This is a genomic window from Pseudomonas sp., assembly GCF_030150285.1.
Lineage (GTDB): Bacteria > Pseudomonadota > Gammaproteobacteria > Pseudomonadales > Pseudomonadaceae > Aquipseudomonas.
This window is the reverse complement of record NZ_JASLGE010000061.1, coordinates 1-24,526: the sequence shown is the minus strand read 5'-3', so window position 1 is coordinate 24,526 and position 24,526 is coordinate 1. Positions and strand designations below refer to the sequence as shown.

18 protein-coding genes are annotated in these 24,526 nt (G+C 58.9%); 10 read left to right on the top strand and 8 right to left on the bottom strand.

Translation table 11 applies throughout. The annotated features are described in order from the left end of the window. Positions 1–15: 15 nt before the first annotated feature. The 7 genes from aruF to Q1W15_RS13875 form a co-directional block, all read right to left on the bottom strand. A complete protein-coding gene (gene aruF, locus Q1W15_RS13905) occupies positions 16–1,035 on the bottom strand; it encodes an arginine/ornithine succinyltransferase subunit alpha (protein ID WP_300729493.1) in 1,020 nt (339 codons plus the stop codon). Positions 1,036–1,137: 102 nt separating this feature from the next. Beyond that, positions 1,138–2,355 carry an aspartate aminotransferase family protein gene (locus tag Q1W15_RS13900; RefSeq protein ID WP_300729492.1) on the bottom strand — a complete coding sequence of 406 codons (1,218 nt, stop codon included), beginning with the start codon at positions 2,353–2,355 and terminating at the stop codon, positions 1,138–1,140. A gap of 282 nt (positions 2,356–2,637) precedes the next feature. Continuing rightward, on the bottom strand, positions 2,638–3,618 hold the full coding sequence (gene argR, locus Q1W15_RS13895) for a transcriptional regulator ArgR (protein ID WP_300729491.1): 981 nt from the start codon (positions 3,616–3,618) through the stop codon (positions 2,638–2,640). A 162-nt stretch (positions 3,619–3,780) separates the two neighbouring features. Beyond that, positions 3,781–4,545, bottom strand: a complete 765-nt coding sequence (locus Q1W15_RS13890; protein ID WP_300729490.1) for an ABC transporter ATP-binding protein — start codon at positions 4,543–4,545, stop codon at positions 3,781–3,783. An 83-nt stretch (positions 4,546–4,628) separates the two neighbouring features. Then, the gene (locus Q1W15_RS13885) at positions 4,629–5,327 is read right to left on the bottom strand and encodes an ABC transporter permease (RefSeq protein ID WP_300729489.1); all 699 of its coding nucleotides are present in this window, start codon (positions 5,325–5,327) and stop codon (positions 4,629–4,631) included. Next, positions 5,324–6,013, bottom strand: a complete 690-nt coding sequence (locus Q1W15_RS13880; RefSeq protein WP_300729488.1) for an ABC transporter permease — start codon at positions 6,011–6,013, stop codon at positions 5,324–5,326. Before Q1W15_RS13880 ends, Q1W15_RS13885 begins: the two co-directional genes overlap by 4 nt. A gap of 90 nt (positions 6,014–6,103) precedes the next feature. After that, positions 6,104–6,886: an ABC transporter substrate-binding protein gene (locus tag Q1W15_RS13875; protein WP_300729487.1), complete on the bottom strand. Its 783-nt coding sequence runs from the start codon at positions 6,884–6,886 to the stop codon at positions 6,104–6,106. Positions 6,887–7,457: 571 nt separating this feature from the next. Between Q1W15_RS13875 and Q1W15_RS13870 the strand changes: the two genes are divergently transcribed. From Q1W15_RS13870 to Q1W15_RS13840, 7 genes are all read left to right on the top strand, one after another. Continuing rightward, positions 7,458–10,115: a LuxR C-terminal-related transcriptional regulator gene (locus Q1W15_RS13870; protein WP_300729486.1), complete on the top strand. Its 2,658-nt coding sequence runs from the start codon at positions 7,458–7,460 to the stop codon at positions 10,113–10,115. A gap of 198 nt (positions 10,116–10,313) precedes the next feature. After that, positions 10,314–12,401, top strand: coding sequence for a hydantoinase/oxoprolinase family protein (locus Q1W15_RS13865; RefSeq protein WP_300729506.1), 2,088 nt, complete (start codon positions 10,314–10,316; stop codon positions 12,399–12,401). Positions 12,402–12,403: 2 nt separating this feature from the next. Continuing rightward, positions 12,404–14,062, top strand: a complete 1,659-nt coding sequence (locus tag Q1W15_RS13860; RefSeq protein WP_300729485.1) for a hydantoinase B/oxoprolinase family protein — start codon at positions 12,404–12,406, stop codon at positions 14,060–14,062. 66 nt (positions 14,063–14,128) lie between these two features. After that, positions 14,129–15,025, top strand: coding sequence for a hypothetical protein (locus Q1W15_RS13855; protein WP_300729484.1), 897 nt, complete (start codon positions 14,129–14,131; stop codon positions 15,023–15,025). 39 nt (positions 15,026–15,064) lie between these two features. After that, a complete protein-coding gene (locus Q1W15_RS13850; protein WP_300729483.1) occupies positions 15,065–15,886 on the top strand; it encodes an aspartate/glutamate racemase family protein in 822 nt (273 codons plus the stop codon). A 10-nt stretch (positions 15,887–15,896) separates the two neighbouring features. Beyond that, entirely contained in the window at positions 15,897–17,246 is a 1,350-nt protein-coding gene (locus Q1W15_RS13845; protein WP_300729482.1) for an MFS transporter, read from the top strand. Positions 17,247–17,379: 133 nt separating this feature from the next. After that, on the top strand, positions 17,380–19,332 hold the full coding sequence (locus tag Q1W15_RS13840; protein WP_300729481.1) for a pepsin-like aspartyl protease: 1,953 nt from the start codon (positions 17,380–17,382) through the stop codon (positions 19,330–19,332). 292 nt (positions 19,333–19,624) lie between these two features. Here the strand turns inward: Q1W15_RS13840 and acs are convergent, their stop codons facing one another. Then, positions 19,625–21,580: an acetate--CoA ligase gene (acs, locus tag Q1W15_RS13835; protein WP_300729480.1), complete on the bottom strand. Its 1,956-nt coding sequence runs from the start codon at positions 21,578–21,580 to the stop codon at positions 19,625–19,627. 417 nt (positions 21,581–21,997) lie between these two features. On the opposite strand from acs, the gene Q1W15_RS13830 reads away from it, so the two are divergent. From Q1W15_RS13830 to Q1W15_RS13820, 3 genes are all read left to right on the top strand, one after another. Next, positions 21,998–22,261, top strand: coding sequence for a DUF2790 domain-containing protein (locus Q1W15_RS13830; RefSeq protein ID WP_300729478.1), 264 nt, complete (start codon positions 21,998–22,000; stop codon positions 22,259–22,261). Positions 22,262–22,402: 141 nt separating this feature from the next. Then, entirely contained in the window at positions 22,403–22,660 is a 258-nt protein-coding gene (locus Q1W15_RS13825) for a heme utilization protein (protein WP_300729476.1), read from the top strand. A gap of 492 nt (positions 22,661–23,152) precedes the next feature. Beyond that, positions 23,153–24,403: a ribonucleotide-diphosphate reductase subunit beta gene (locus Q1W15_RS13820; protein ID WP_300729473.1), complete on the top strand. Its 1,251-nt coding sequence runs from the start codon at positions 23,153–23,155 to the stop codon at positions 24,401–24,403. Positions 24,404–24,526: the final 123 nt, after the last annotated feature.

Genomic DNA, 24,526 nt, shown 5'->3' with positions numbered 1-24,526 from the left:
ACTCGCTCAAACGCGTTAAACCGCAACCACTCGCACGCTGGCACCTTCGCCAACGCCCAGTGCTTCGGCTGCCTCCAGATCCAGCGTGACGGGCTTGCCCGGTGCCCAATCCAGCGCCAGCAACACGGCGCGGTAATCCTGCAACTGAGCATTCGCCACCAGGTACTGGCGGCCGGCCCCCTTGATCAATTCACCGATTTTGACCGGCACCACGCGGCTTTGCGCAATGGAGCGAATGCCGGAAACGCGGGCATGCAACGTGGGGCCGCCGTCGAAAATATCGATGTAGTGATCGGTCTCGAAGCCTTCGCGCATCAGGATGTCGAAGGTGATCTGCGCACGCGGGTGCACCTGCCCCATCGACTCTTGAGCGCTGTCGGGCAACAGCGGTACATAAATGGGGTAATGCGGCATCAGCTCAGCCAGGAAGGTGCGGCTTTTCAGCCCGCACAGGCGCTCGGCGGCGGCGTAGTTCAAGTCGAAAAAGTTGCGGCCGATGGCGTCCCAGAACGGCGAGTCACCGTTCTCATCGCTGTAGCCAACAATCTCGGTCACCACCGAGTCGGCAAAACGCTCCGGGTGGCTGGCCACAAACAGCAGGCGGCCACGGGAGTTGAGCTCGGACCAGGCCGTGCCGACCAGTTCCGGCAGCACATAGAAACTGGTGAGCAAGCTGTTGCCAGTGAGGTCATGGCATTGCGACAAGACGTGAATCTTGTTGTGAATTTTCAATTCACGGGAGGCGTGAACGAAGGTCTCGTTACGAAAGCTGTAAAACGGCTCCGAGTAACCCGCCGACGCCACGATGGCCGAACAGCCCACCAATTTGCCGGTGGTGCTGTCTTCCAGCACAAAAAAATAGCTTTCTTCACCGTTGAAGCTCACTTCAGCGGCAAACGACGCTTCAGACGCAACGATCTTGTCACGCAGGCGTCCGACATCGTCCGGCAATGAAGTAACACCAATCGGGCTGTCCGCAGCCAGCCGCTGTACCTCGTCCAGGTCAGCCATTTGTGCGGGGCGCATCACCAGCATGGTGTCACTCCTTAATCCAGAAAATAAAAAAGGGGGCCTCTGTAGGAGCGAGCTTGCTCGCGATCTTTTAAAAAGCTCGCTCCTGCAGGGTTAACGCGTGAATCAGGCGGTCAGGTTTTTGACTGCACGCTCAAAACGGTCCAGGCCTTCGGTGATGTCGGCATCCTCCACCACCAGGCTTGGCGCGAAACGCACCACGTCGGGGCCGGCTTGCAGGATCATCAGGTTTTCTTTTTCCGCAGCGTTGAACACGTCCTTCGCCTTGCCTTTCCAGGCATCGCTCAACACGCAACCCAGCAACAGGCCCATGCCACGCACTTCGCTGAACAGGCCGTACTGCTGGCCAATGTGCTCAAGGCGCGTCTTGAATTGATCGTGCCGGGTTTTAACGCCGTTCAACACTTCAGGGGTGTTGATCACGTCGATCACCGCATTGCCCACTGCGCACGCCAGCGGGTTGCCGCCGTAGGTGGTGCCGTGCGTGCCGACGACCAGGTGCTTGGCCAACGCTTCGGTGGTGAGCATCGCGGCAATCGGGAACCCGCCGCCCAGGCTCTTGGCGCTGGTCAGAATGTCGGGGGTCACACCGTAATGTTGGTAGGCAAACAGCTCGCCGGTACGGCCCATGCCGGTTTGCACCTCATCGAACACCAGCAACGCATGGTGTTGATCGCACAGTTCGCGAGCGCCTTGCAGGTACGCCAGCTCGGCCGGCAGCACACCGCCTTCGCCTTGAATCGGCTCCAGCACCACGGCGCAGGTCTTGTCCGAGATGGCGGCCTTGAGGGCGGCCAGGTCGTTGAACGGCACGTGGGTGATGCCGGTGATTTTCGGGCCAAAGCCATCGGAGTACTTCGACTGCCCGCCGACGTTCACCGTAAACAGGGTACGGCCGTGGAAGCTGTTGAGGGCCGCGATGATCTCGTACTTCTCTTCACCAAAGCGATCATGGGCCACACGACGGGCCAGCTTGAACGCGGCCTCGTTGGCCTCGGCACCCGAGTTGCAGAAGAACACGCGATCGGCAAACGTGGCATCGACCAGTTTTTTGGCCAGACGCAGCGCAGGCTCGTTGGTAAATACGTTCGACACATGCCACAGGTTGTTCGCCTGCTCCGTCAACGCGCCGACCAATGCCGGATGCGCATGACCCAACACGTTAACGGCAATGCCACCCGCGAAGTCGATCAGTTCGCGCCCGGCCTGATCCCAGACTCGGGAACCGGCACCGCGTACAGGAATAAAGGCAGCCGGTGCGTAGTTAGGCACCATGACCTGGTCGAAATCGGCGCGTTGCACCGGGGCTTGCTCAACGGACATCGGAGTCTCCTGAAGAGGAACGCCTGCCTAAACTGGCGAGCGATGGGGGATTGTAGGGATACGCAGGGGGTCACGCCTTGTCGTCAAGCGACAACTTCTTATAGCGCTAAACCACGTTTTTCCAGAGCTGTCGACAATGCGACATATTGCGTCACAAAGGCGCAGTCTAAACGCTGGGCTTGATTTACGGCAGCACCTTGGCGGTTTGATTTTTAGCGCCGTGACCTGGCAGTCATTCGCACACCGGCACAGGGGCTGCACGCGGGCGCACAGGAAAAAGCGTCAACCGCGTTCGGCAGGCGCGGACGACAATTCGAACGGGCTGCTGCTACGTCGCTGGTTGCGGTCTTCGCGCGGGGTGGCCCCAAAGAAGTTACGGTAAGCGCTGGAGAAATGCGGCCCGGAAGAAAAGCCGCACGACAGGCCGATCTGAATGATCGATTTACTGGTTTGCATCAGCATTTGCCGGGCCTTGTTCAGGCGCAGCTCCAGGTAATACTGGCTAGGCACGCGATTGAGGTACTGCTTGAAAATACGCTCCAATTGCCGGCGGGACACACACACGTGCTGGGCGATTTCATCGGTGGTCAACGGTTCTTCAATATTGGCCTCCATCAACAGCACCGCCTGCGTGAGTTTTGGATGGCTTGAGCCCAGGCGATTTTGCAACGGAATACGCTGACGCTCACCGCCTTCACGAATGCGCTCCACCACGAGCTCTTCGGACACCGCCCCGGCCAACTCGGCACCGTGATCGCGGGCCAGCACGGCGAGCAACAAGTCCAGCACGGCCAGGCCGCCGCAGGCGCTCAGGCGGTCGCGGTCCCAGTCGAACAAGTGGCTGGTGGCGATCACTTTGGGGAATCGCTCGGCAAAGTCGTCCTGCCAGCGCCAGTGCACGGCAGCCCGATACCCGTCGAGCAACCCCAATTGCGCCAGCGGGTAAACACCGGCCGACAAGCCGCCAATCACACAGCCAGTGCGCACCAGTTGTTTAAGCGCCGTGCTCAAGGCTGGCACCATCGTCAGGGGCGGCTCGTCGGCCAGCAGAAACAGTTTCTGACAGCCTTCAAGCTTACCTGCCCACGGCACGCCAGGCAGTTGCCACGCGCCTTCAAGCGGCGGCTCGGCCTGCAAGAAGGCCAGCTCGTAAACCACTTCAGGGTGCACGCGCTGAGCAACACGCAACGCTTCCTCAGCCAGCGCCAGAGTCAAGGCTTTGGTGCTGGGCCAAATGAGGAAACCAATTCGATGGGCGGTCATGGCGTGCTATCCGAAGCGAAAAACAGTGGTAAAGACGAGGGCCAATGCTAGCCCGTAAATGAACACAACTCTAAACGCCTTGCTTGCAGGAGCCGCGACTCGACGGCTCGTGATCTTTTGATGGGTTTAAACGATCGCGAGCGCCTGCAGCTCCTGCTGTACTTACTTGAGGCTACCGGACAAGAACTGCTGCAAACGCTCGCATTGCGGGTTCACCAGCACTTCACGCGGGTTACCGCTTTCTTCGACGATGCCTTTATGCAGGAACACCAGTTGGTTTGACACTTCACGGGCAAAGCCCATTTCGTGGGTCACCACCACCATCGTACGGCCTTCCTGGGCCAGGTCCTGCATGACCTTGAGCACATCCCCCACCAGCTCAGGGTCAAGGGCAGAGGTCGGCTCGTCAAACAACATGACTTCGGGCTCCATCGCCAGCGCACGGGCGATCGCCACACGCTGCTGCTCGCCGCCGGACATGTGGCCCGGGTAGGCCTCCTTGCGATGGGACACGCCCACCTTGTTCAGGTAATGCTCGGCTTTTTCCCGGGCTTCAGCCTTGGTCATACCCAAGACGTGCACCGGTGCTTCCATGATGTTTTCCAGCGCGGTCATGTGCGACCACAGGTTGAAATGCTGGAACACCATCGACAGGCGTGAGCGCATACGCTGCAGTTGTTTGGGGTCGGCGGCTACCAGCGCCCCCTCTTTGTTGGCGACCAGCTTCAGCTCTTCGTTGTTCAGCAGGATCTTGCCCGCATGGGGCTGCTCCAGCAGGTTGATGCACCGCAAAAAGGTGCTTTTACCCGAACCGCTGGAACCGATGATGCTGATGACATCGCCTGCCTTGGCGGCCAGGGAAACGCCTTTGAGCACTTCATGACTGCCATAGCGTTTATGCAGGTCTTGGACTTCAAGTTTGTACATGCTGTCGGTTCTCACAAAAACAGTCAGTCGTTAAGCAAGCGCACGGGGCGCACGGGCAACACTGGATCAATACAATTCACGGCTCAGGCCTTGCGCGGGGCCATATAGCCCAGCCAGCGGCGCTCGGCCAGTTTGAACAGGCGCACCAGAATGAAGGTCAGGCACAGGTAGAACACCCCTGCGGTGATGTACGCCTCAAACGGCAAGTAATACTGCGCGTTGACGGTACGCGCCGCACCCGTGATATCAATCAGGGTCACAATGGACGCCAGGCTGGTGGTCTGCAACATCATGATCACTTCGTTGCTGTATTGCGGCAGCGCACGGCGCATGGCCGAGGGCAGCAAGATACGACGGTACATTTTAGTGCGGGACATGCCCATCGCCTTGGCCGCTTCAATCTCGCCATTGGGCGTGGCCTTGAGGCTGCCGGCAATGATCTCGGCGGTGTAGGCGCTGGTATTGATCGCAAAGGCCAGGCACGCACAGAAGGTTGCACTGGACAGCAATGGCCACAGGAAACTTTCGCGTACCGCTTCGAACTGCGCCAAACCGTAATAGATCAGGAACAGTTGCACCAGCATCGGTGTGCCACGAATCACATAGGTGTACAACCAGGCGATACCGTTGACGAAGGGCTGCTTGGACACGCGCATCAGGCCCAATGGCACAGCGGCCAGCAAGCCGAAAAACAGCGAAATCGACAGCAGCTTGAGGGTGGTCAACAGCCCACTGAAGTACAGCGGCAGGCTGTCCCAAATGACGGTGTAGTCGAAGATCATAAATCAGCCGTCCTTACGCCTACCGAGTAGCGTTTCTCAAGTTGTCGCAAGGCCAGCAGCGAAACACTGGTCAACACCAGGTACAACGCGGCCACCGCCAGGAAGAACGTGAAGGGTTCGCGGGTGGCATCTGCCGCCTGCTTGGCCTTGAACATCATGTCTTGCAAACCGACCACCGAAATCAGCGCGGTGGCTTTGGTCAGTACCAGCCAGTTATTGGTAAAGCCCGGGATCGCCAAGCGAATCATCTGGGGCACCAACACCCGGAAAAACACCTGAAAAGAGCTCATGCCATACGCCATGCCGGCTTCTGCCTGCCCCTTGGGGATGGCCATAAAGGCACCACGGAACGTTTCAGACAGGTACGCACCGAAGATGAACCCCAAGGTGCCGATACCGGCGGCCAACGGGTTCAAGTCAATGTAGTCGTCATAACCCAGCAAGGGCGCGACGCGGTTCAGCAGGTCCTGGCCGCCGTAGAAAATCAGCAGGATCAGCACCAAGTCAGGAATGCCACGGATCACCGTGGAGTACAAATCGCCCAGCCAGGCCAACCAGCGCACCGGCGACAGGCGCAAGGAAACACCAATCAGACCTAGAACAATGGCCAGGGCCATGGACGACAAGGCGAGCTGAAGCGTCAGCCAAGCGCCATCGAGGATGACAGCCCCGTAGCCTTTCAACATGATTCAGGTCCTCAAAATTTGGATGAAAAAATGGCGCAAACTTCAGAGATCCTGTTGCTTGCGCCATTTAGGACAGACCGCTGCGACGTATTACTGGGCTTCTGGGCCGTAAATATCGAAGTTGAAGTATTTGTCCTGGATGGTTTTGTAGGTGCCATCGGCACGAATACCATCGATCGCGGTGTTGATTTTGTCTTTCAATGCGTCACCCTTGCGAACCGCGATACCGATGCCGTCACCGAAGTACTTGGCGTCAGTGAACTGCGGGCCTACAAACGCGAAACCCTTGCCTTGAGGCGTTTTCAGGAAACCGTCTTCCAGCAGGGTGGCGTCCGCCACGGTGCCATCAAGGCGACCGGCCTGGACGTCCAGGTAGATTTCGTTCTGTGAGCTGTAAGGCACCACCGTTGCCCCTTTTGGGGCCAGCACTTCCTTGGCGAAACGGTCATGGATCGAACCGCGCTGCACGCCAATTTTCTTGCCTTTGAGTTCTTCCAGGCTGTCGCTCACCGCCGTGCCTTCCTTCAACACCAGGCGTGCGGGCGTGAGGTAGTACTTGTGGGTGAAGTCGACCGACTTTTTACGGTCTTCGGTGATCGACATCGAAGACAGAATGGCATCGATCTTGCGCACTTTGAGGGCCGGGATCAGGCCGTCGAACTCTTGCTCGACCCAAACACACTTGACCTTCATCTCTGCGCACAGCGCGTTACCGATGTCGTAGTCAAAACCCACGATACTGCCATCCGGTGCCTTCGAGGCAAACGGAGGGTAAGCCGCTTCGATACCAATTTTCAGTGGTTTTTCATCGGCAAAAGCCTGCACGGACAGCACGGACAGTGCCAGGGCGCCAAGAAGTGCGAGTTTCTTCATCTTAGGACTCCATCGGTAAAGGGCAATAAATGCAGAATGAGCGTGAGCCCAATATGCGGAGGTTAAACCGAGAATGCGGCGCCACGTCCGATTGGCGTCGAGCTGATATCAGCACGACATCGACGAGCGAGTGATCGGCATTCTAACGACAGGCTTCACGCCGTTATTTCTTCAATGCGACAACAACTTACAAATGCATCGAGAAAGGCGTCCGACAGCATTGACAGCTCTTCCAATTCATGCAAGAGCAAAAGACATAGAACCTATGTGAGTTGCAAATAGCGGGCCTATTATTCGCAAAGCCTTCTATTCCGGCAAGTGTAGCGTTTCATCTTATTATTTTAAGCGCCCGCGAGCGCTCTAAAACGGTGCTAACAGTGTTGATAGGCCCCAGCGTGGTGCACGACGGTTACATATCGGGTAACACCCAAAATTCACCTGTGCACTCTTCAGAGAATTCTTCGCGCTTCGCAAGAACCACCCTACAGAAATATTAGTGGCAACCGACTTTGATCACCCCTTGCAGGCCTGCAATCTCTCAAGGCTCCAGATTAGACATTGGCCTATCCCCATGACACATGACCCTCTGTACAGCGCTTCCTGCTCATGGTGCTGGATCGGCAAGATCACACCACCCAAAACGCTTGTGACCTCACAGATACGCGAGACGCTGCTGGCCACTTTGCACACGCATGGCCACGTGCCCCTGGTGCTGTTGGTCGCACCGGCCGGCTATGGCAAAACGGTGCTGCTGATGCAATGGCGTCAGGAACTGCTTAAATGCACACCCAACGCCAACGTCGCCTGGCTGTCGCTGGACGAGGCCGATGGCGAACCCAATCGCTTTCTGGCTTACCTGATCCTGGCGCTTGAGCGCAGCGGCCTGAAGCTGGGGCATTTGTCACGGCTGGCCGAATCGCAGTCGCTGGACGCACAACCACACCGCACGCTGCGGGCGCTGGCACACGCGCTGGAGCAGTCAGAACAGCCCGTGACCTTACTGCTGGATGACTATCACGCGGTGGGCGGCCACGAAGTCAATCACATCTTGCAAACCCTTATCGAACACACCGTGCCCTGGCTGCACGTCGTGGTCGCCAGCCGTACCCGCCCGGCATGGCCGCTCTCACATTGGCGGGCAAAGGGCTGGATGCATGAAGTGCCAGCACAGCAGTTAAGCCTGTCCCCAGACGAAACCCGGCGCATTCTTGGGCCCACGGTGGCACCGCAAGACGCACTGCAACTGCACCGCACCACCGAAGGCTGGGCAGTGGCAGTTCAATTGGCGCGCGTGTGGCTGGCCAGCAGTCATGGCTGCCTGTTCGGGCTCACCGCATTTTCTGGAGGTGTCACCGATATCGCGCAGTATTTGGCCGAACAAATCCTGGCGAGCCTGTCGACCGAGTGCCAGTCCTTCCTGCTGGAGACCTCATTATTGGCCCGCTTTAATGCAGAGCTGGCAGACGCTGTGCGCGGGCGCACCGACAGCACCCACCTGCTGATGCAACTGCGTCATCTCGAGGCCCTGCTCGTTCCGCTGGACGCTGAGTGCCAATGGTTTCGCTATCACCGATTGCTGCGAGACTTTCTCAGCTCCAGGGTCAACACCCACCAGGCACAGCACATTCATCAGGCGGCAGCTCTATGGCTGGCGCAGGCCAACGATTGGGTACAGGCTGTGGCCCACGCCCTGCAGGCCAGGGACACAGACCTGGCCATCAGCCTGGTGGTGCGCGCGGGCGGTTGGTCACTGGTGCTGAGCAAAGGCATTCGCTACGCCCAAAGCCTGATCCAGCAGTTTGATGAGCAGGCTCGACAAACCGCACCCGACCTGTTGCTGCTGCAAGCGTACCTGCATGCCAAATTGGGTAACCATGCGTTTTGCAGCCAATTGCTGAGCCTGGCAGAACACAACCTGCAGGGCGACCCACGGTTAATCCGCGACTTCCACCTCATTAACACCCTGTCAAATACCTACCTGGACCACTTTGAACACACGGTTGAACACCGCCCTCGGCTGTGCACCGATCCCCAGGAAGAGATGTTGATACAAGCAACGCTGGCGTGCGTTGACACCATGGCGCTGATGATTAATGGCGATATCAACGGCGCACTGAAAAGCGTTCGCACCGCACAAATCAAAATGCATCTGGTTGCCAGCCCGCGTGGAGAAATTTACTGCAACATTCATGAATCCCAGGCGCTGGCGCTGTCCGGGGATATCCTGGCCGCCCGGCACTTGATGGATAAGGCACTGGCGTTCGTGCTCAGCCATTTCGGTACCGAGAGTTCGCTAAAAGCCTTGATCGGGTGCTTGAAAGCTCAACACTGCTACTGGCAAGGCGAATGGTCGCACGTCCCCCCCTGGTTACAGGACGGCTGGGCCTCTCTGGAGCATACCGAGGGCTGGCTGGATATTGTGGCCAATACAGCCGAGGTGACATGGCGCACCACATTGCGCGCCAAAGGCTTGCAACCCGCATTGCATGAACTGGAACACGTTGCAGAGCACGCCACGGCACGCAACTGGCAGCGCTTGCATCAGTTGGTACACGCCTGGCGGATTGAAGTGCTGGTGCAATGCGGGCTGTTGACCCAGGCGCGAAAAGAGGCCACGCAGATCAATCTCGAAGGCATGGCCGCCACGCCCAAAGACTGGCGCACCCAACACGCCGCGACGCTGGCCCAAGCCAGATTGCAGATCGCCACCGGTGCCGCCCTTGTCGCCCTCAATCGCCTGCAACGCGAAGGAACAAAGCTTCAGGAAAAAGGCTTGCAGCTCCCCCGCTGGCGCCTGGAATTGATGGCACTGGCTGCCGCCTGCAAGGCACAGGTCGATATCAACCCTCAGGCAGAGCAGCAAACCCTCGCCGCCATCTCGCCTGATGCCCTGCCCGGTCTGCTACTGGAAGTGGGCCCGTGGTTACTGCCCGCCCTTGAGCGCAACCCCGACGCCCTCCCCTCAATGCCCTGCGTTATCACCCGCCTGCGAGGCTGGCGAGCGCATCCCGTGCGCCCCACAATTCTATTAAGCCCCAAGGAGGCTCAAGTCCTCGGCCTGCTGGCCAATGGGCTGCCAAACAAAGTCATCGCGCAAGGCCTGAACCTGTCCGAGAACACGATCAAATTCCACCTCAAAAACATCTACGCAAAACTCGCGGTGGACAACCGCACAGCGGCCATCAGCGCAGCGCTGCGCCAAGGCCTGCTGGAGGGTGTTCGCCCTTAGATTCCAGGCCATTGGGAGGTTCTGACTCACCCCCCCACCCAGGCGGGTAAGTCCTGCGCAGGAATCTCGCCAACCTACCCGTCCCGCGCCTGTCAACCAGCACCCGGCGCGCCTAGCATCGTGTTCAACGGTCAGGGCCTTCTGGTATTCGCCCGCCCATACCCCAACACACACAGCACCAGGAGAGTTCACGTGGTGATGGATGGAAAAACGGTACGTGTCGCCACCGATGTGGGAGGCACATTCACGGATCTGGTGGCGTTCGAAACGGACGCGGTGACTGGCCAGCAAGTGATTCGCACAGCCAAGGTCGATACCACGCCACCCGACTTCGCTCAGGGCGTACTCAACGTTATTCGCAAGGCCAATGTCGAACTGAACACCGTCGACTATCTCGCGCACGGCACCACCGTCGTCATCAACGCCCTGACCGAACGGCAAGGGGTTAAAACAGGGTTGATTACCACGCGGGGCTTTCGCGACGTTCTGGAGATTGCGCGGGCCAATCGCCCGGACTACTTCAACCTGAAATGGGTCAAGCCACCGCCCTTCGTACCGCGCTACCTGCGCTGTGAAATTGGCGGGCGCCTGAGCACCGATGGCCAGGAGCGTGAGCCGCTGGACCTCTCTACGCTGCCCGACATTCTGGACGCCTTCCGCGCCGATGGGGTGGAGGCCATTGCCATTTGCCTGCTGCACGCCTACGCCAACACCGCCCATGAACAGGCAGTGCTCACTGAGGTCCGCCGGCTCTGGCCCGACGTGTCGGTGGTGGCATCGCACCAAATCACCCGCGAGTGGCGCGAATACGAGCGCACCAGCACCACGGTGCTGTCGGCCTATGTGCAACCCATCGCCGCACGCTACCTCGACGCCTTGCAAGCTCGCTTAAAAGCCGAAGACTACGCCGCACCGTTGTACATCATGCAGTCCAACTGTGGCGTCGACAGCGTGGCCCACACCCGGCAAACCCCCATCACGATGGTCGAATCAGGGCCGGCCAGTGGTTTCTGGGCGGCGGCCGAGTTGGGGGGGCTGATCAATGAGCCCAACCTGCTGGGGCTGGACATCGGAGGCACCACGGCCAAATGCGCCTTGATCCGCAATGGTCAGGTCACGATCAAGACCGACTATTGGATCGAACGCAATCACGTCAATGCGGGTTACCCGATCATGGTGCCGGTGGTGGACCTGGTTGAGATCGGCAACGGCGGGGGGTCCATTGCTTGGGTCGATGATTTCGACAAGCTGCATGTCGGCCCTCAATCCGCCGGTGCCCGGCCCGGCCCGGCAGCCTATGGCAACGGTGGCGTCGACATCACCACCACCGACGCCAACCTGGCCCTGGGCCGCATCAACCCCGATTACTTTTGCGGCGGCGAGCTGGTGGCCGACCTGGCCGCCGTCGACCACGGCCTCAGCCTGCTCAGCCGACGTTTACAACTGCCGACACAGGAAGTGGCTCGCGGCATCGTGCGGCTGGCCAACGACAACATGGTCAACGCACTGAAGCTGGTGTCCCTGAGCCGCGGCCATGACCCGCGTGAACTGACCCTCATGGCTTTCGGTGGCGGTGGCGCGCTCCACGCCGTGGCGCTGGCTCAGGAGTTGGGGGTTAAAAAAGTCATCGTACCACGCAGCGCAGCGGTGTTTTCAGCGTGGGGCATGACCCTCTCCGACCTGCGCCGAGACCTGTTTATTAACCATTTTACCGACACTACCCAGGTGGACGCCCTGACCAGGGCTCAGGCCTTTCTGGGCGACCTGATGCTCACCGTGTGCAAGCAATTCGACGCCGAAGCCATCCCGGCCAAACAGGTCACCCTGACCGCCCACTGCAACCTGCGCTATCAAAACCAGGAACACGCCGTGCAAGTGCCGCTCCATGATCAGGAGCGCATTGACACACACTGGCCACAGATCGAACAGCGCTTTCATCTGTGCTACGAACAGCACTACACCTACCGCCTGGAAGCCCCCGTGGAAATCGTCGGCTTTCACCTGATCGCGGTCGCGCAAATCGGCAAATTGAAGCCCGAATCCTTGCCTGTCACCGGTCGCTCAGTGGCAGCGGCCTGCAAGGGAAAACGCTTCGTGGACTACGTGTTGGAAGGCATCCACGAAGCAACTCTCTATGACTACGCCTTGCTGGAGCCGCAGATGAACTTCAACGGCCCGGCCATTGTTGAAGACGCAGGCACCACCGTCGTGATCCACCCCGGCAACCACGTAGGGGTCGATCACTTGGGCAACCTGCATATCACCCTGGCGGGTGACGGAGCCTGAACATGCACACCCTCGACATGTTTACCCGCGACATCATCCAGAACGCATTGCAGGCCATTGCCGATGAAATGTTTGCGGCCATGCGCCAAGCCGCCATGAGCCCGATCATCTACGAAGTACTGGACATGGGCACGGGGATCACCGACGCCGAGGGCGAAATGGCCAGTTCCGGGGCCGGTATTCCGGCCTTTGTGGGGGTGCTCGACAAGGCCGTGAAAAACATCCTGCTCACACACACGCCCGAGGACATTGAGGAGGGCGATGTGTTTATCAGCAACGACCCCCACGACGGAGGGGCCGTCACTCACCTTAACGACGTGGTGCTGGCCATGCCGGTGTTCGCCAACGGCACACGGGTGGCCTGGACGGCCAACATCGCCCATTGGAATGATGTCGGCGGCATGGTGCCGGGTTCACTCTCGACCGAGGCTGTCGACATTTTCCAGGAAGGCTTGCGCCTGGCCTCGGTCAAGTTGATCAGCCGCGGGCACCCCATTCGCTCCGTGCTGCAGATCCTGCTGGCCAATTCACGGATGCCGGACTTTCTGGAAGGCGATCTATGGGCGGGCGTGGCCGCCGTACGCGGCGGTGCGCAGCGCCTGCAACAGTTGACGAAAAAGTATGGCACCGAGGTGTTTTTGCAGGCAATGAGCGACTTTATGGACCTGGGCGAAAGGGTCTCGCTAAAAGCCCTGCACGCGTTACCCAACTGCAGCCTGAGCCTGCGGGAGCCCCAGGACGACGGCAGCGAGTTCCACCTTAGCCTCGAGATCCGCGACCGCGAACTGATCATTGACCTGCGCGACAACCCCGATCAGTGCCAGGGCCCCACCAACCTCAGCCGTGACGGGGCAGTGGTGGCCGCACAAATGGCATTCAAGGCACTGACCGCACCGCAAGGCACGACCAATGGGGGTACCTTTCGCCCGCTCACGGTACTCACGCGGCCTGGCTCACTGTTTGACGCCCGGCCTCCGGCCGCCGAAGGTTTCTATTTCGAAAATCTGATTCGCGTCCACGACCTGATTCTGCGCTGCCTGGCCAAGGCGTTCCCGGATCGGCTCCCGGCAGGCAACTTTGCCTCGGTATGCGCCACCATTATTGGTGGCCGTCACCCGGACACCGGGCGTGTGTTCACCCTGGTGGAGCCAGAAATCGGCGGCTGGGGGGGCGAGCCGGGCCGCGACGGCAACAACGCCGTGTACTCGGGCCTGCATGGCGAAACCTACAACTGCCCCGCGGAAGTCTGCGAGGCCCGCTACGGCGTGTACGTCGAACGTATGACGCTCAATGATGAGCCCGGCGGCCACGGCGAGTTTCGCGGCGGCCGTGGGGTGTGCATCGACTATCGGGTCCGTGCCGACAACAGCTTCCTGACCTGTGGCTACACCCGTTCAGTCATCCCGCCCTGGGGGCTGGAGCACGGCGCGCCGGGCTCACTCAACTACGTGGAAGTGATTCGCCAAAACGGCCTGCGCGAGCGTTATGCAATGGCCAGCAGCATTCCTCTGAATGCAGGCGACCTGGTGCGCGTGCGCACAGGGGCCGGAGGCGGTTATGGGCGCGCCGCACAGCGCTGTGAAAGCGCGGTGCGCAACGATCTGAAAAACGGCTACATCGACGCCCGGACCGCACAACAGATCTACGGCCTCAAGGGATGAGGCTACCCCCGTCACACCGCACGTAACCGCTCGTCACGCTGCGCACCACAACAACAAGAAGAGCACATGAAGATGAACACACATCGCTCACTGCGCCCGCTCGCAGGTCTTTCATTCGCCCTGATGCTGACCTTCAGCCCCCACGCCATGGCCGAGCAATTCATTGGCTTCGGCCAACCGGGCAAACCGGGCAGTTGGGCGGTGGAGTCCTTTCCCGTCATCAACCGCACCAGCGATGGCAAGACCAGCATCGCCGGCAACACCGTGCTGGCCTATTTTTCTGAAACCGGCTTTACCGGCACCCAACGTGATCAATTGCAGTTCTGGGCCGGTGCTGTTCCCGGTTACGCCAGTACGCGAGGAGCTGTGGACAGCAACGCCTGGGGCGTGGCCTCGCCCAACCTCGGATTTGCCTATTACTACAACGTGGTGGAACCGGGCAGCACATACGGATTGGCGAACGACACCACCTTCTGGACCAACCCGACCCTGATGGTGGAGTTCCCCAACGGCAACGACGACAGTGCCGGGCACGGTGCCTTTGCCAACCGCTATGCCGTGAGCTTCAGCGTCGCCAACTACCTGCGAATCGGCCGCTTTGGTGCCACGTTCACACCGGCCGGCATTCATTACGCCGCCCGCAACCGCAACCACACAGACCTGGGCAGCAGCGACCCCACTCGCCTGCGCGGGGGCGTCAGCCTGTGGCTGGCCGATATCGCCGCCGGGTATCAGGTGAACGAAGACCTGTGGCTGGGGGTGCATCACGTTTACCACCTCAACAACACCTCTGCCTCCGACTTCAAACCCTCACGGGCCGGCAAAATCGGGCCGTCCATGACCTACAGCGGGTTTTCCGGCGCAGGGTTATTCGTGTCCGCCAACTTGAATTTTGACTACTACCACAGCGCCAATCTCAAGCGCTCCAATGCCTTGACCCTGGCCTTGGTGAAGTTTTTCTAGCTGCTTTTCCCCGCCCTGAAGACTGTTGAGGATTTACCCATGGCCACCCCTGCCTTCACTGCTCTGCCCCATGACGTGCCCGTATCGGTGCGCTGGCTCAACCCCATTGGTCATCCCACCTACGATGCCCCGATTGCGCAACTGCTGCACGCCATCAAACAACCGTCCACTCAGGTCGATGTGGTATCGCTGGACCTTAAACACAGCCCGACGCACCTGGAGTACCGCGCCTATGAAGCGCTGACTTACGGCCCCATCGTACGCATCGCTCGCGCCAGCGCCCAAGAGCAGATAGACGCGCTGGTGGTGGGGTGCTTCTACGACCCGGCACTGGAAGACGCCCGCGAAATTTCGGGCAACACGCTCATCCTTGCCCCGTGCCAAGCCAGCCTGCAGGTCGCGGCCAACCTGGCTAACCGTTTCTCGATCATTGTCGGGCGCACCAAATGGATGGAGCAAATGCACGCGCGGGTCCAGGTATACGGCGCGCAAAAACGCCTGGCGTCGATGCGCTCGCTCGGGATGGGGGTTGACGAGTTCCAGCGGGATCACGCCCTCACCCGGCAAAAAATAATCCAACAGGCACGCCTGGCGGTTGAAGAGGATGGCGCGGAGGCCATCGTCCTTGGCTGCACCCTTGAATTCGGGTTCTTTGAGCAGGTACAGGCAGAAATCGGCGTGCCCGTCATCGACCCGGTTATCGCGGCGTTCAAAATGGCCGAGGCCCTTGCCGGCATGAAGCGGCGCTTCGGCTGGAACCCCAGCCAGGTCGGCAGCTGCGAGCCCCCGTCCGAAGCCGAAATACAGGCGTTCGGGCTGTTTCAGGAACCCGCACCTATTGGTCATCGCATCATCGCTTAGGGGGGCTTCCATGAGCATCAGCCATCACACCTCAACACCGGCTGTCGATACCGGCGCGTCCACCTTGCAGGTGGGCGAGCTCTTCAGGGACGTGCCCTTGACCCGCGAACATTTGAAAAGCGGCCTGGCACTGTTCTTTGTGTTCGCCATCGAGGCCTGGGAGATGATGATCATCGTCTACACCGCACCGTTGATCGCCCAGGATTTCGCCCTCGATACACTCGCGGTGGGCAACCTGATCGGTGCCATGTTTATCGGCATGCTGCTGGGTTCGCTGGCCTGGGGCAAAGCTGCCGAACGCATGGGGCGCAAGCGCGCCATCATCTGGAGCCTGGCACTGTACGGGGTTATCTCGCTGGCCAGCGCCTTTGCGCCTGACTACCTGTCGCTATATGGGCTGCGATTGCTGTCCGGGGTGGCAGCGGTGGGCATGATGGTGGTCACCTTCGCCCACTTCCAGGAATTGTTACCGCTGCGTTATCGCGGTGCGCTGTCGGTCTACCTTGCAGCGGGGTGGCCTGCGGGCATGCTGCTGGCGCTCGGCGCTACCGTCTGGCTGCTGCCTTTGGGCTGGCGCGCGATTATTGTGTTCAGTTCTTTAGGCAGCCTGTGGGCACTGGTCGTCGCCTATTGGGTTCCCGAGTCACCTTACTGGCTGGCAGGCGTGAATAAACAGCAGCAAGCGCGAGCGGTTATTCACCGCTTGAGTCGGGGGGCCGTGAACATCGCCGACAGTTGCCAACTGCACATCGACCAGACCACCCGAGGGCATCAACGGGAACTGTTCAGCGCCGCGTTGTGCAAAATCAGCGTGCTGCTGATCATCGTCAACTTCACCTTCTCGTGGGGCTATTGGGGGCTGCAAACCTGGCTCCCGACCCTGTTGCAGCAACGTGGCCTGAACCTGCCACAAAGCTATGGGTTTATCGCCCTGTCGGCGTTATTCATGATCCCGGGCTATATGACCGCATCATGGTTGACGCAGCGTTGGGGGCGCAAAAAAACCATCGTCGTATTTATCAGCGCCGCCGTCGTGGCGGGTTATGGCTTTGCCAACGTACACAGCCTGAGCATGCTGTACCTGAGCAATTTCACCCTGGCTTTCTTCAGCCTCGGTGCTTGGGGCGTGTGGGGGGCGTGGATCGGCGAGCTCTATCCCACGCCGCTGCGCACGATCGGCTACGGCTGGGCGGTGTTCGCCCAACGAGTGGCCAATATCATGGCTCCCAGCCTGATCGGCGCGCTGATTGCCTACGGTTCGTCCTTCAACCTGACCGTCACCCTGATTAACGGCTTTATGTTGATCACCGTACTGCTGGTCCTGTTCATCCCCGAAACCGAGGGCAAGGCCTTGCGGTAATCGCGTCTCGCAAAAACTGTTGCCCTTTCCGACAACGTTCCTGGGTTTGGAGGACATCGTACCCCTCCAAAACCCATTTCAATACGTGCCTGGCATGGATATGCCATCACCCCTCATAAGGAAATCACTCACTATGCCCTCACCCTCACTGGAAAACGGCCTTGTCTTTCACATGTACCGTGGCCCGCTCCAAAACAATGGAGCTACGGCCTGGTACTCGCCCTTGCAGTTGGGCACCCCCGGCCAACCCCTAAAACTGGCACTCGACACCGGCACCAACATCACCTGGGCAACGTCGACACTGTGCCAACCGGATCAATGCCAGCATTACAGCGCCAAACGCTTTAACTACCAGCGCTCGCGCACCTTTGCCTTCACTGATTGCCTGCAACGCCCCTACAGTTTCGGGCCTTGGGGCACCATGCAAGTCGAAGCCGGCTCCGATGTACTGACGCTGCCCAACAAAAATACGATGGCCATGAATGTGTTTTTGGCAGCCCGTTATTCCGGCGAACAGTTTCGCCAACTGGACTGGGACGGTGGCATTGGCCTGCCGTCGAGCAGCGCCTATGCCGAGGAGCGTAATTCGTTTCTGTTTCTAGAGCTGTTACGCAATCACGTCATAGATCCTGTCCAGCCTTACGTGTGCTTCGACTGGGACCCGGCCACCCACCGCGGCACCTGCCGGATGGGAGCTCTTGATATGAGCAAACTCAAAGGCCCGCATCTGTTCCTGCCGTGGTCGGCCTACACCACAGTACCCGGCGTGGAATACATCTGGTCGTCCGGGCTGAGCCATTACAGCGTCGGCGGCGAAACCCTGGCCACCGACATCGGCTTCGCTCTGGACTCCGGCTCATCGCAGTTCAAGGGCGATGACACGCTGATGCGCAAAACCCTGCAGCGCATCGCACTGGGGGGCAACCCGGATGTCGTACTGGGATTCGAAGACGGTGAGATCACATTAGGGGCCGACCTCTACAACGTGTTGATCGAGGAAGGCCCACAAAAAGGGCAAACCATTCCACAGTTTGCGCCACTGGGCTTAACCGACCTGGTGCTGGTCGGCTCACTGGTGATGGAACAGTGCTACACCGTCTACGAATACCGAGTCGTGCAATGCAAAGGCCAGGGCTATTCGCTGGCTCCCGTCGGCATCTGGTTATTCAATCGTCCCGACGGGCCGCAGATCATTACCCGCCCCTCTAAAAAAACCTTCACACCTGGCCCCCGCGCAGTTACCACTGAAAGAGTCAGCCTGGTGCCACCCGCGTCAAAACCGACGCCCTCCACGCCTCAGCCCCATCAGGGTTCTGTCGCGGGCACCTGGACCAATGACTATGGCTCGTTGATGACCCTGAGCGTCTACGGCCAGCACGTCTTCGGTTTCTACCAGTCATCAACCGGGTCGGTTGGCCTGTATGAGGTGACGGGCTATCAACTACACGCACCAGCCACCCCGGAGATGAGCCAGCCCGTGGCACTGGCCATCGAATGGCACTCCGTGGGCGAAGGCCCGGCCGACCCCAGCTGGAACTGGTCGTCCAGCCTGTACGGGCAAATCAGCCTTGAGGGCACTGAAGAAGTACTGACACTCTCGCACTTACTGGTGGCCAGCAGCGACTTCCCGGCACTGGCCGGCGCGGGCACCTATGCCGACAGGCTGGTGTACCGCCGCAGTACTGTCACGCCTCACGGGGCCCCAGCCCCGGTGCCCTCGGTACCGAAGCGGTCTATCAGCAGCTTGACAGGCACCTGGATGGCCCACGACGGGACCGCCATGAAGCTGCATATAGAAGCTGAAAGCGAAGGGCGTTTCGGTCGAATACATGGGAGCCTGGTCCATGCATCGAAGCATTTTCAAGTGTCCGGTTTCACGGATATCAATGCAGCCGCCAGCGGGCTGTCACATCAATCGCTGGCAATCACCGCGGCGTATGAAGACAGCCTGTTAACCCTGTGCGGAACCTTGCGGTTTAAGGAGGACAGCCTGGCCTTGATCATGATGACCGGCGTAGCCACTTCGCCTGCCCACACCTATGTGCAGACGCGAATCTCGGCGCTGACATTCAAGCGCTGGGGGTAAAGCAAGGCCTGTTGGCGCTCGATTACTCGCGATGTTTTAAAGGTCAAAAGATCGCGAGCAATCGAGCTCCTACGCGTGAACACCGTGCTTTTGATCCAAGGCCCCCCTTAAATGACGCTGACCGAACGGAGCAAGGCCTGTAGGAACGAGCTTGCTCGTGATCTTTTGATCTGGCTTTTGATCCAAGGATCAAAAGATCGCGAGCAATCGAGCGTCGACCGGCTGCTCCTACCGATTAAACGGCAACCCCGCACGGCATGGCCGGGCGGGGTTCGGTGAAGCGGTTCGCGTGTTACGCGACGTTCATGGTTTTATGCGTGTCAATCAAGTGCTGCACCACACCCGGGTCAGCCAACGTCGAGATATCGCCCAGGCCGTCGTACTCGCCAGTGGCGATCTTGCGCAAAATACGACGCATGATTTTGCCCGAGCGGGTTTTCGGCAAGCCCGGGGCCCATTGGATGACATCCGGCGAGGCAATCGGGCCGATCTCTTTGCGCACCCAGTTTTTCAACTCCAGGCGCAAGGCTTCGCTCGGCTCTTCTCCCCCATTCAGGGTGACGTAGACATAAATGCCCTGCCCCTTGATGTCGTGCGGCACGCCGACGACCGCCGCTTCTGCCACTTTAGGGTGAGCAACCATAGCGCTTTCGATTTCAGCCGTGCCCATGCGGTGACCGGACACGTTAAGCACGTCATCCACACGGCCCGTGATCCAGTAGTAACCATCGGCGTCACGACGTGCACCGTCGCCGGTGAAGTACATGCCGCGGAAAGTCTTGAAGTAGGTGTCGACGAAACGGTCGTGGTCGCCATACAAGGTACGGGCCTGGCCCGGCCAAGAATCCAGAATCACCAGGTTGCCTTCCGCCTCGCCTTCAATCAGGTTGCCCAGGTTATCAACCAGCGCCGGTACCACACCAAAGAACGGGCGGGCCGCAGAGCCTGGCTTGAGGGCATGGGCACCCGGCAGCGGGCTCATCATGCAACCACCGGTTTCGGTCTGCCACCAGGTGTCCACAATCGGGCAGCGCTCTTTGCCCACAGTGGTGTAATACCAGTTCCAGGCTTCCGGGTTGATCGGCTCACCCACCGAGCCCAACAAACGCAGGCTGGAACCGTCGGCATCTTTCACCGCAGCCTGGCCTTCAGCCATCATGGCGCGAATCGCCGTTGGCGCGGTGTAGAGGATGTTGACCTTATGCTTGTCGACGATTTTCGACACCCGGGTGATGTCCGGGTAGTTCGGCACGCCCTCAAACAGCACAGTGGTCGCGCCATTGGCCAGCGGCCCGTAGACGATATAGGTGTGGCCCGTGACCCAACCCACGTCGGCCGTGCACCAATAGACTTCGCCCGGGCGGTAGTCGAAGACCCGCTCATGGGTCATCGCGGCGTACAACAAGTAACCGCCAGTGGTGTGCTGAACGCCCTTGGGCTTGCCGGTGGAACCTGAGGTGTAGAGGATAAACAGCGCTTCTTCAGCCCCCATTTCTTTGGGCGCGCAGTGAATCGATGCCACGTCCATCAAGTCGCTGTACCAAATGTCACGGTGACGGTACCAGTCAATCTCGCCGCCAGTACGCTTGAAGACGATAACTTTTTGTACGCTCGACGTTTCAGGGTTGGTCAGTGCCACGTCGACATTGGCTTTGAGCGCCGTGCGCTTGCCGCCGCGAAGGCCTTCGTCAGCCGTGATCACGACTTTGGATTTGCAATCGATGATCCGACCGGCCAGCGCTTCAGGCGAGAAGCCGCCGAACACCACCGAGTGGATCGCACCGATACGGGTACAGGCCAGCATGGCCACTACCGCTTCCGGCACCATTGGCATATAGATCGTGACCACGTCACCACGGTGCACGTCCTGGCCGCGCAGGGCGTTGGCCAACCTGCACACATCTTCGTGCAGTTCGCGGTAGGTGATGTTGCGCTGCTCAGAAGGGTCATCGCCCTCCCAGATGATCGCGACCTGATCGCCACGCTCGGCAAGGTGGCGGTCCAGACAGTTGTAAGAGACGTTAAGAGTACCGTCCGCGAACCACTTGATATCAACATGGTGGTCGTCGAAAGAGGTTTGTTTGACGGTCGTAAACGGCTTGATCCAATCGAGACGCTTGGCTTGCTCACGCCAGAAACCATCGGGGTTAACGACGGATTGCTGATACATGGCCTTGTAGGTCGCCTCGTCGGTCAGCGTATGGGCTGCAACTTCAGGGCGTACGGGATACAGGGAAGCGGCACTCATGTTTCATACCTCAATGTTTGTAGTTGTTGTTTTATGACCCTGTTTTAGCCGGGCCCGGGCCTGAGAACCATTCGACGTTGGTAGTAAGAAACACACAGAAAAACAGTGGTTTTTAAGCGTAAGGCTCAAGCACGGTACTTACCGAGCGATACCACCGGACGAAAATCGTGTGAAACCTGAAAACCCGTCCTGTTTTCGACGATTGTTGCAGAATCTGTCAACAGACTTTATCAAAACGCCCTCTATATGCCCGCCCTGCACCGGCCTAAAATTCATCTCGCTTACCAAGGCACTGCGATTAACGCAAGTTAGAGCCCCCACGAAGGCAAGTTGAATCGCATTTTAACCCTTTAGTTTCACACGCAACCTCACAAGGGTTGCGTGACCCCTCTCGCCCCAAAAACAGGTAACCAAGTCATGAAAGCGTTGTTAGTTCTGGCACTGAGCAGTGTGTGTCTGACCGCCCTGGCAGGTGAAGCAAACACTCAAGACTCCAGCCAGCAACCGGCCGTTGAGCATTACTCCTACTCGTCCGACCTCGATATTGCCAAGGTGATTTCCATGAGCGAAATCCCGAATGTCTGCGAAGTGGTTCCGGCCCGCATGGTTTACGAAGATTCACAAGGTGTGAAGCACACACTGGAATACCGCGTCATGGGCAATGGCTGCTCCAACGGTTAATTGAGCGCTTCGTTTTTTCAGAGCGGTCAATCAACTCATATGTTTAAGCGATTTAATGTGGCGCTTAACTGCAACTTTCAAGTGTATTCATTGGCATTGAACAGTTGCCTGCCTGCGCCTTTATCGCCAGGAAAATATTAAATGAAACGTACACGTGTTTTGATCCTGAGCCTGTCCTTGCTAGCCGGTGCAGCCTTTGCGGCTGATGGTTATGATCGCACCCACAGCGCAACATTTGCCGAGGATGGCTACAGCCATACCCGCTCGGCCCACTTCGCTGAAGATGGTTATGACAGCACACGCTCTGCCTCTTTTGCCGAAGACGGTTACGACAGCACCCGTTCAGCTTATTTTGCCGAAGACGGTTACGATCGCACCAATGGGCATCGCCTGAGCTGACATCGCATCGACTCAACGCCCGGTTTCAACCGGGCTTGGTTCGCCACGCAACCTCCCCTCGCCTCACTCAAGCCACCGCGTTTGCACGCTTCCCGGCTTACGTCAGAAAAACTTGCTTTCGAGCAAACCCTCGCCCAGCAACGACTATGCTTAAGTCCAGGCCGATTTAGTGCGTTTCGTCGCCCACGCTAAAAAAATACTGGCTGAAATACCCTGTACAAAAGCCGTATACTGCCGGCCTCCAAAGGGGGCTGCATATCCCTTTGAGCGGGCTGAAAACCACGCAGATCCGGCCTTATGGGCCAGGGAGACGCTGAACAGACAGCGCCCCTTAGCGACAGCGGGCCAGCCCCCGAAGCTATTCATGTTTTTGCGTGCGTACATCGCGACTGCAGCAACATTTCTTAGATCCAAGTGGCCTATGGCCGTGTGCCAACCAAACCATCAGTGTTACCACACGGGCATAGGCCCTCACGCAGGAGACGACACGTCATGCTGAGCTGGGACGAATTCGACAAAGAAGACGAAGGTGAAACCGCTGTCAAAGGCGCCAACGCCGGTCACGCCACCGAAGCCAACATGGACCGCCTGGACGCCGCCGGTGGTGTTGCCGCCCAGGAAGCCCGCGCCGTAACAGCCTCCGACTCGGCCGCTATCAAACGCGCCAAAGCGGCACTCGACACCCTGGACATCGCTGAAGGCCTGGCCGAACTCGAAGGTGCCAGCGCGCGTGTTGCCGTCGACGAAAAAATGATGATCAACTGCCGCGCCGACCTTAACCAACTCGTACCGTTCAAGTACGACTGGGCCTGGCAGAAGTACCTGGACGGCTGCGCAAACCACTGGATGCCGCAAGAAGTCAACATGACCGCCGACATCGCCCTCTGGAAAAACCCGGAAGGCCTGACCGACGACGAGCGCCGCATCGTGATGCGCAACCTCGGCTTCTTCTCCACCGCCGACTCCCTGGTTGCCAACAACCTGGTGCTGGCCGTGTACCGCCTGATCACCAACCCGGAATGCCGCCAGTACATCCTGCGCCAGGCGTTCGAAGAGGCGATCCACACCCACGCCTACCAGTACTGCATTGAATCGCTGGCCATGGATGAAGGCGAGATCTTCAACATGTACCACGAGATCCCGTCGGTCGCTAAAAAGGCAACCTGGGGCCTGAAGTACACCCGTTCGATCTCCGATCCGAAGTTCGAAACCGGCACCGTTGAAACCGACAAAGAGCTGCTGCGCAACCTGATCGCTTACTACTGCGTTCTGGAAGGCATCTTCTTCTACTGCGGCTTCACCCAGATCCTCTCCATGGGTCGCCGCAACAAAATGACCGGCGTCGCAGAACAGTTCCAATACATCCTGCGCGACGAATCCATGCACCTGAACTTCGGCATCGACGTGATCAACCAGATCAAGATCGAAAACCCGCACTTGTGGGATGCTGAACTGAAAGAAGAGGCTTCGCAGATGATTCTGCAGGGCACTCAGCTGGAGATCGAATACGCTCGCGACACCATGCCTCGCGGCGTACTGGGCATGAACGCGGCGATGATGGAGGACTACCTCAAGTTCATCGCTAACCGTCGTTTGAGCCAGATTGGTTTGAAGGAAGAGTATCCAGGGACGACCAACCCGTTCCCTTGGATGAGCGAGATCATGGACTTGAAGAAAGAGAAGAATTTCTTTGAGACGAGAGTGATCGAGTATCAAACTGGTGGTGCGTTGAGCTGGGACTAATGGTCTCGCTCGGAACGATTTGACGATTGCTGCTTGAGTCGGCGAATCGAGAAAGCAAAAAGCCCCGATCTGATCGGGGCTTTTTTATGGACGATTGGTAATCGTTTTTTACGCCTACGTCAC

Bases quoted from the DNA above. Each gene is read 5' to 3' on its own strand.
- aruF (WP_300729493.1), bottom strand. From the start codon at position 1,035: ATGCTGGTGATGCGCCCCGCACAAATGGCTGACCTGGACGAGGTACAG.
- Q1W15_RS13900 (WP_300729492.1), bottom strand. From the start codon at position 2,355: ATGTCCGTTGAGCAAGCCCCGGTGCAACGCGCCGATTTCGACCAGGTC.
- argR (WP_300729491.1), bottom strand. From the start codon at position 3,618: ATGACCGCCCATCGAATTGGTTTCCTCATTTGGCCCAGCACCAAAGCC.
- Q1W15_RS13890 (WP_300729490.1), bottom strand. From the start codon at position 4,545: ATGTACAAACTTGAAGTCCAAGACCTGCATAAACGCTATGGCAGTCAT.
- Q1W15_RS13885 (WP_300729489.1), bottom strand. From the start codon at position 5,327: ATGATCTTCGACTACACCGTCATTTGGGACAGCCTGCCGCTGTACTTC.
- Q1W15_RS13880 (WP_300729488.1), bottom strand. From the start codon at position 6,013: ATGTTGAAAGGCTACGGGGCTGTCATCCTCGATGGCGCTTGGCTGACG.
- Q1W15_RS13875 (WP_300729487.1), bottom strand. From the start codon at position 6,886: ATGAAGAAACTCGCACTTCTTGGCGCCCTGGCACTGTCCGTGCTGTCC.
- Q1W15_RS13870 (WP_300729486.1), top strand. From the start codon at position 7,458: ATGACACATGACCCTCTGTACAGCGCTTCCTGCTCATGGTGCTGGATC.
- Q1W15_RS13865 (WP_300729506.1), top strand. From the start codon at position 10,314: ATGGATGGAAAAACGGTACGTGTCGCCACCGATGTGGGAGGCACATTC.
- Q1W15_RS13860 (WP_300729485.1), top strand. From the start codon at position 12,404: ATGCACACCCTCGACATGTTTACCCGCGACATCATCCAGAACGCATTG.
- Q1W15_RS13855 (WP_300729484.1), top strand. From the start codon at position 14,129: ATGAAGATGAACACACATCGCTCACTGCGCCCGCTCGCAGGTCTTTCA.
- Q1W15_RS13850 (WP_300729483.1), top strand. From the start codon at position 15,065: ATGGCCACCCCTGCCTTCACTGCTCTGCCCCATGACGTGCCCGTATCG.
- Q1W15_RS13845 (WP_300729482.1), top strand. From the start codon at position 15,897: ATGAGCATCAGCCATCACACCTCAACACCGGCTGTCGATACCGGCGCG.
- Q1W15_RS13840 (WP_300729481.1), top strand. From the start codon at position 17,380: ATGCCCTCACCCTCACTGGAAAACGGCCTTGTCTTTCACATGTACCGT.
- acs (WP_300729480.1), bottom strand. From the start codon at position 21,580: ATGAGTGCCGCTTCCCTGTATCCCGTACGCCCTGAAGTTGCAGCCCAT.
- Q1W15_RS13830 (WP_300729478.1), top strand. From the start codon at position 21,998: ATGAAAGCGTTGTTAGTTCTGGCACTGAGCAGTGTGTGTCTGACCGCC.
- Q1W15_RS13825 (WP_300729476.1), top strand. From the start codon at position 22,403: ATGAAACGTACACGTGTTTTGATCCTGAGCCTGTCCTTGCTAGCCGGT.
- Q1W15_RS13820 (WP_300729473.1), top strand. From the start codon at position 23,153: ATGCTGAGCTGGGACGAATTCGACAAAGAAGACGAAGGTGAAACCGCT.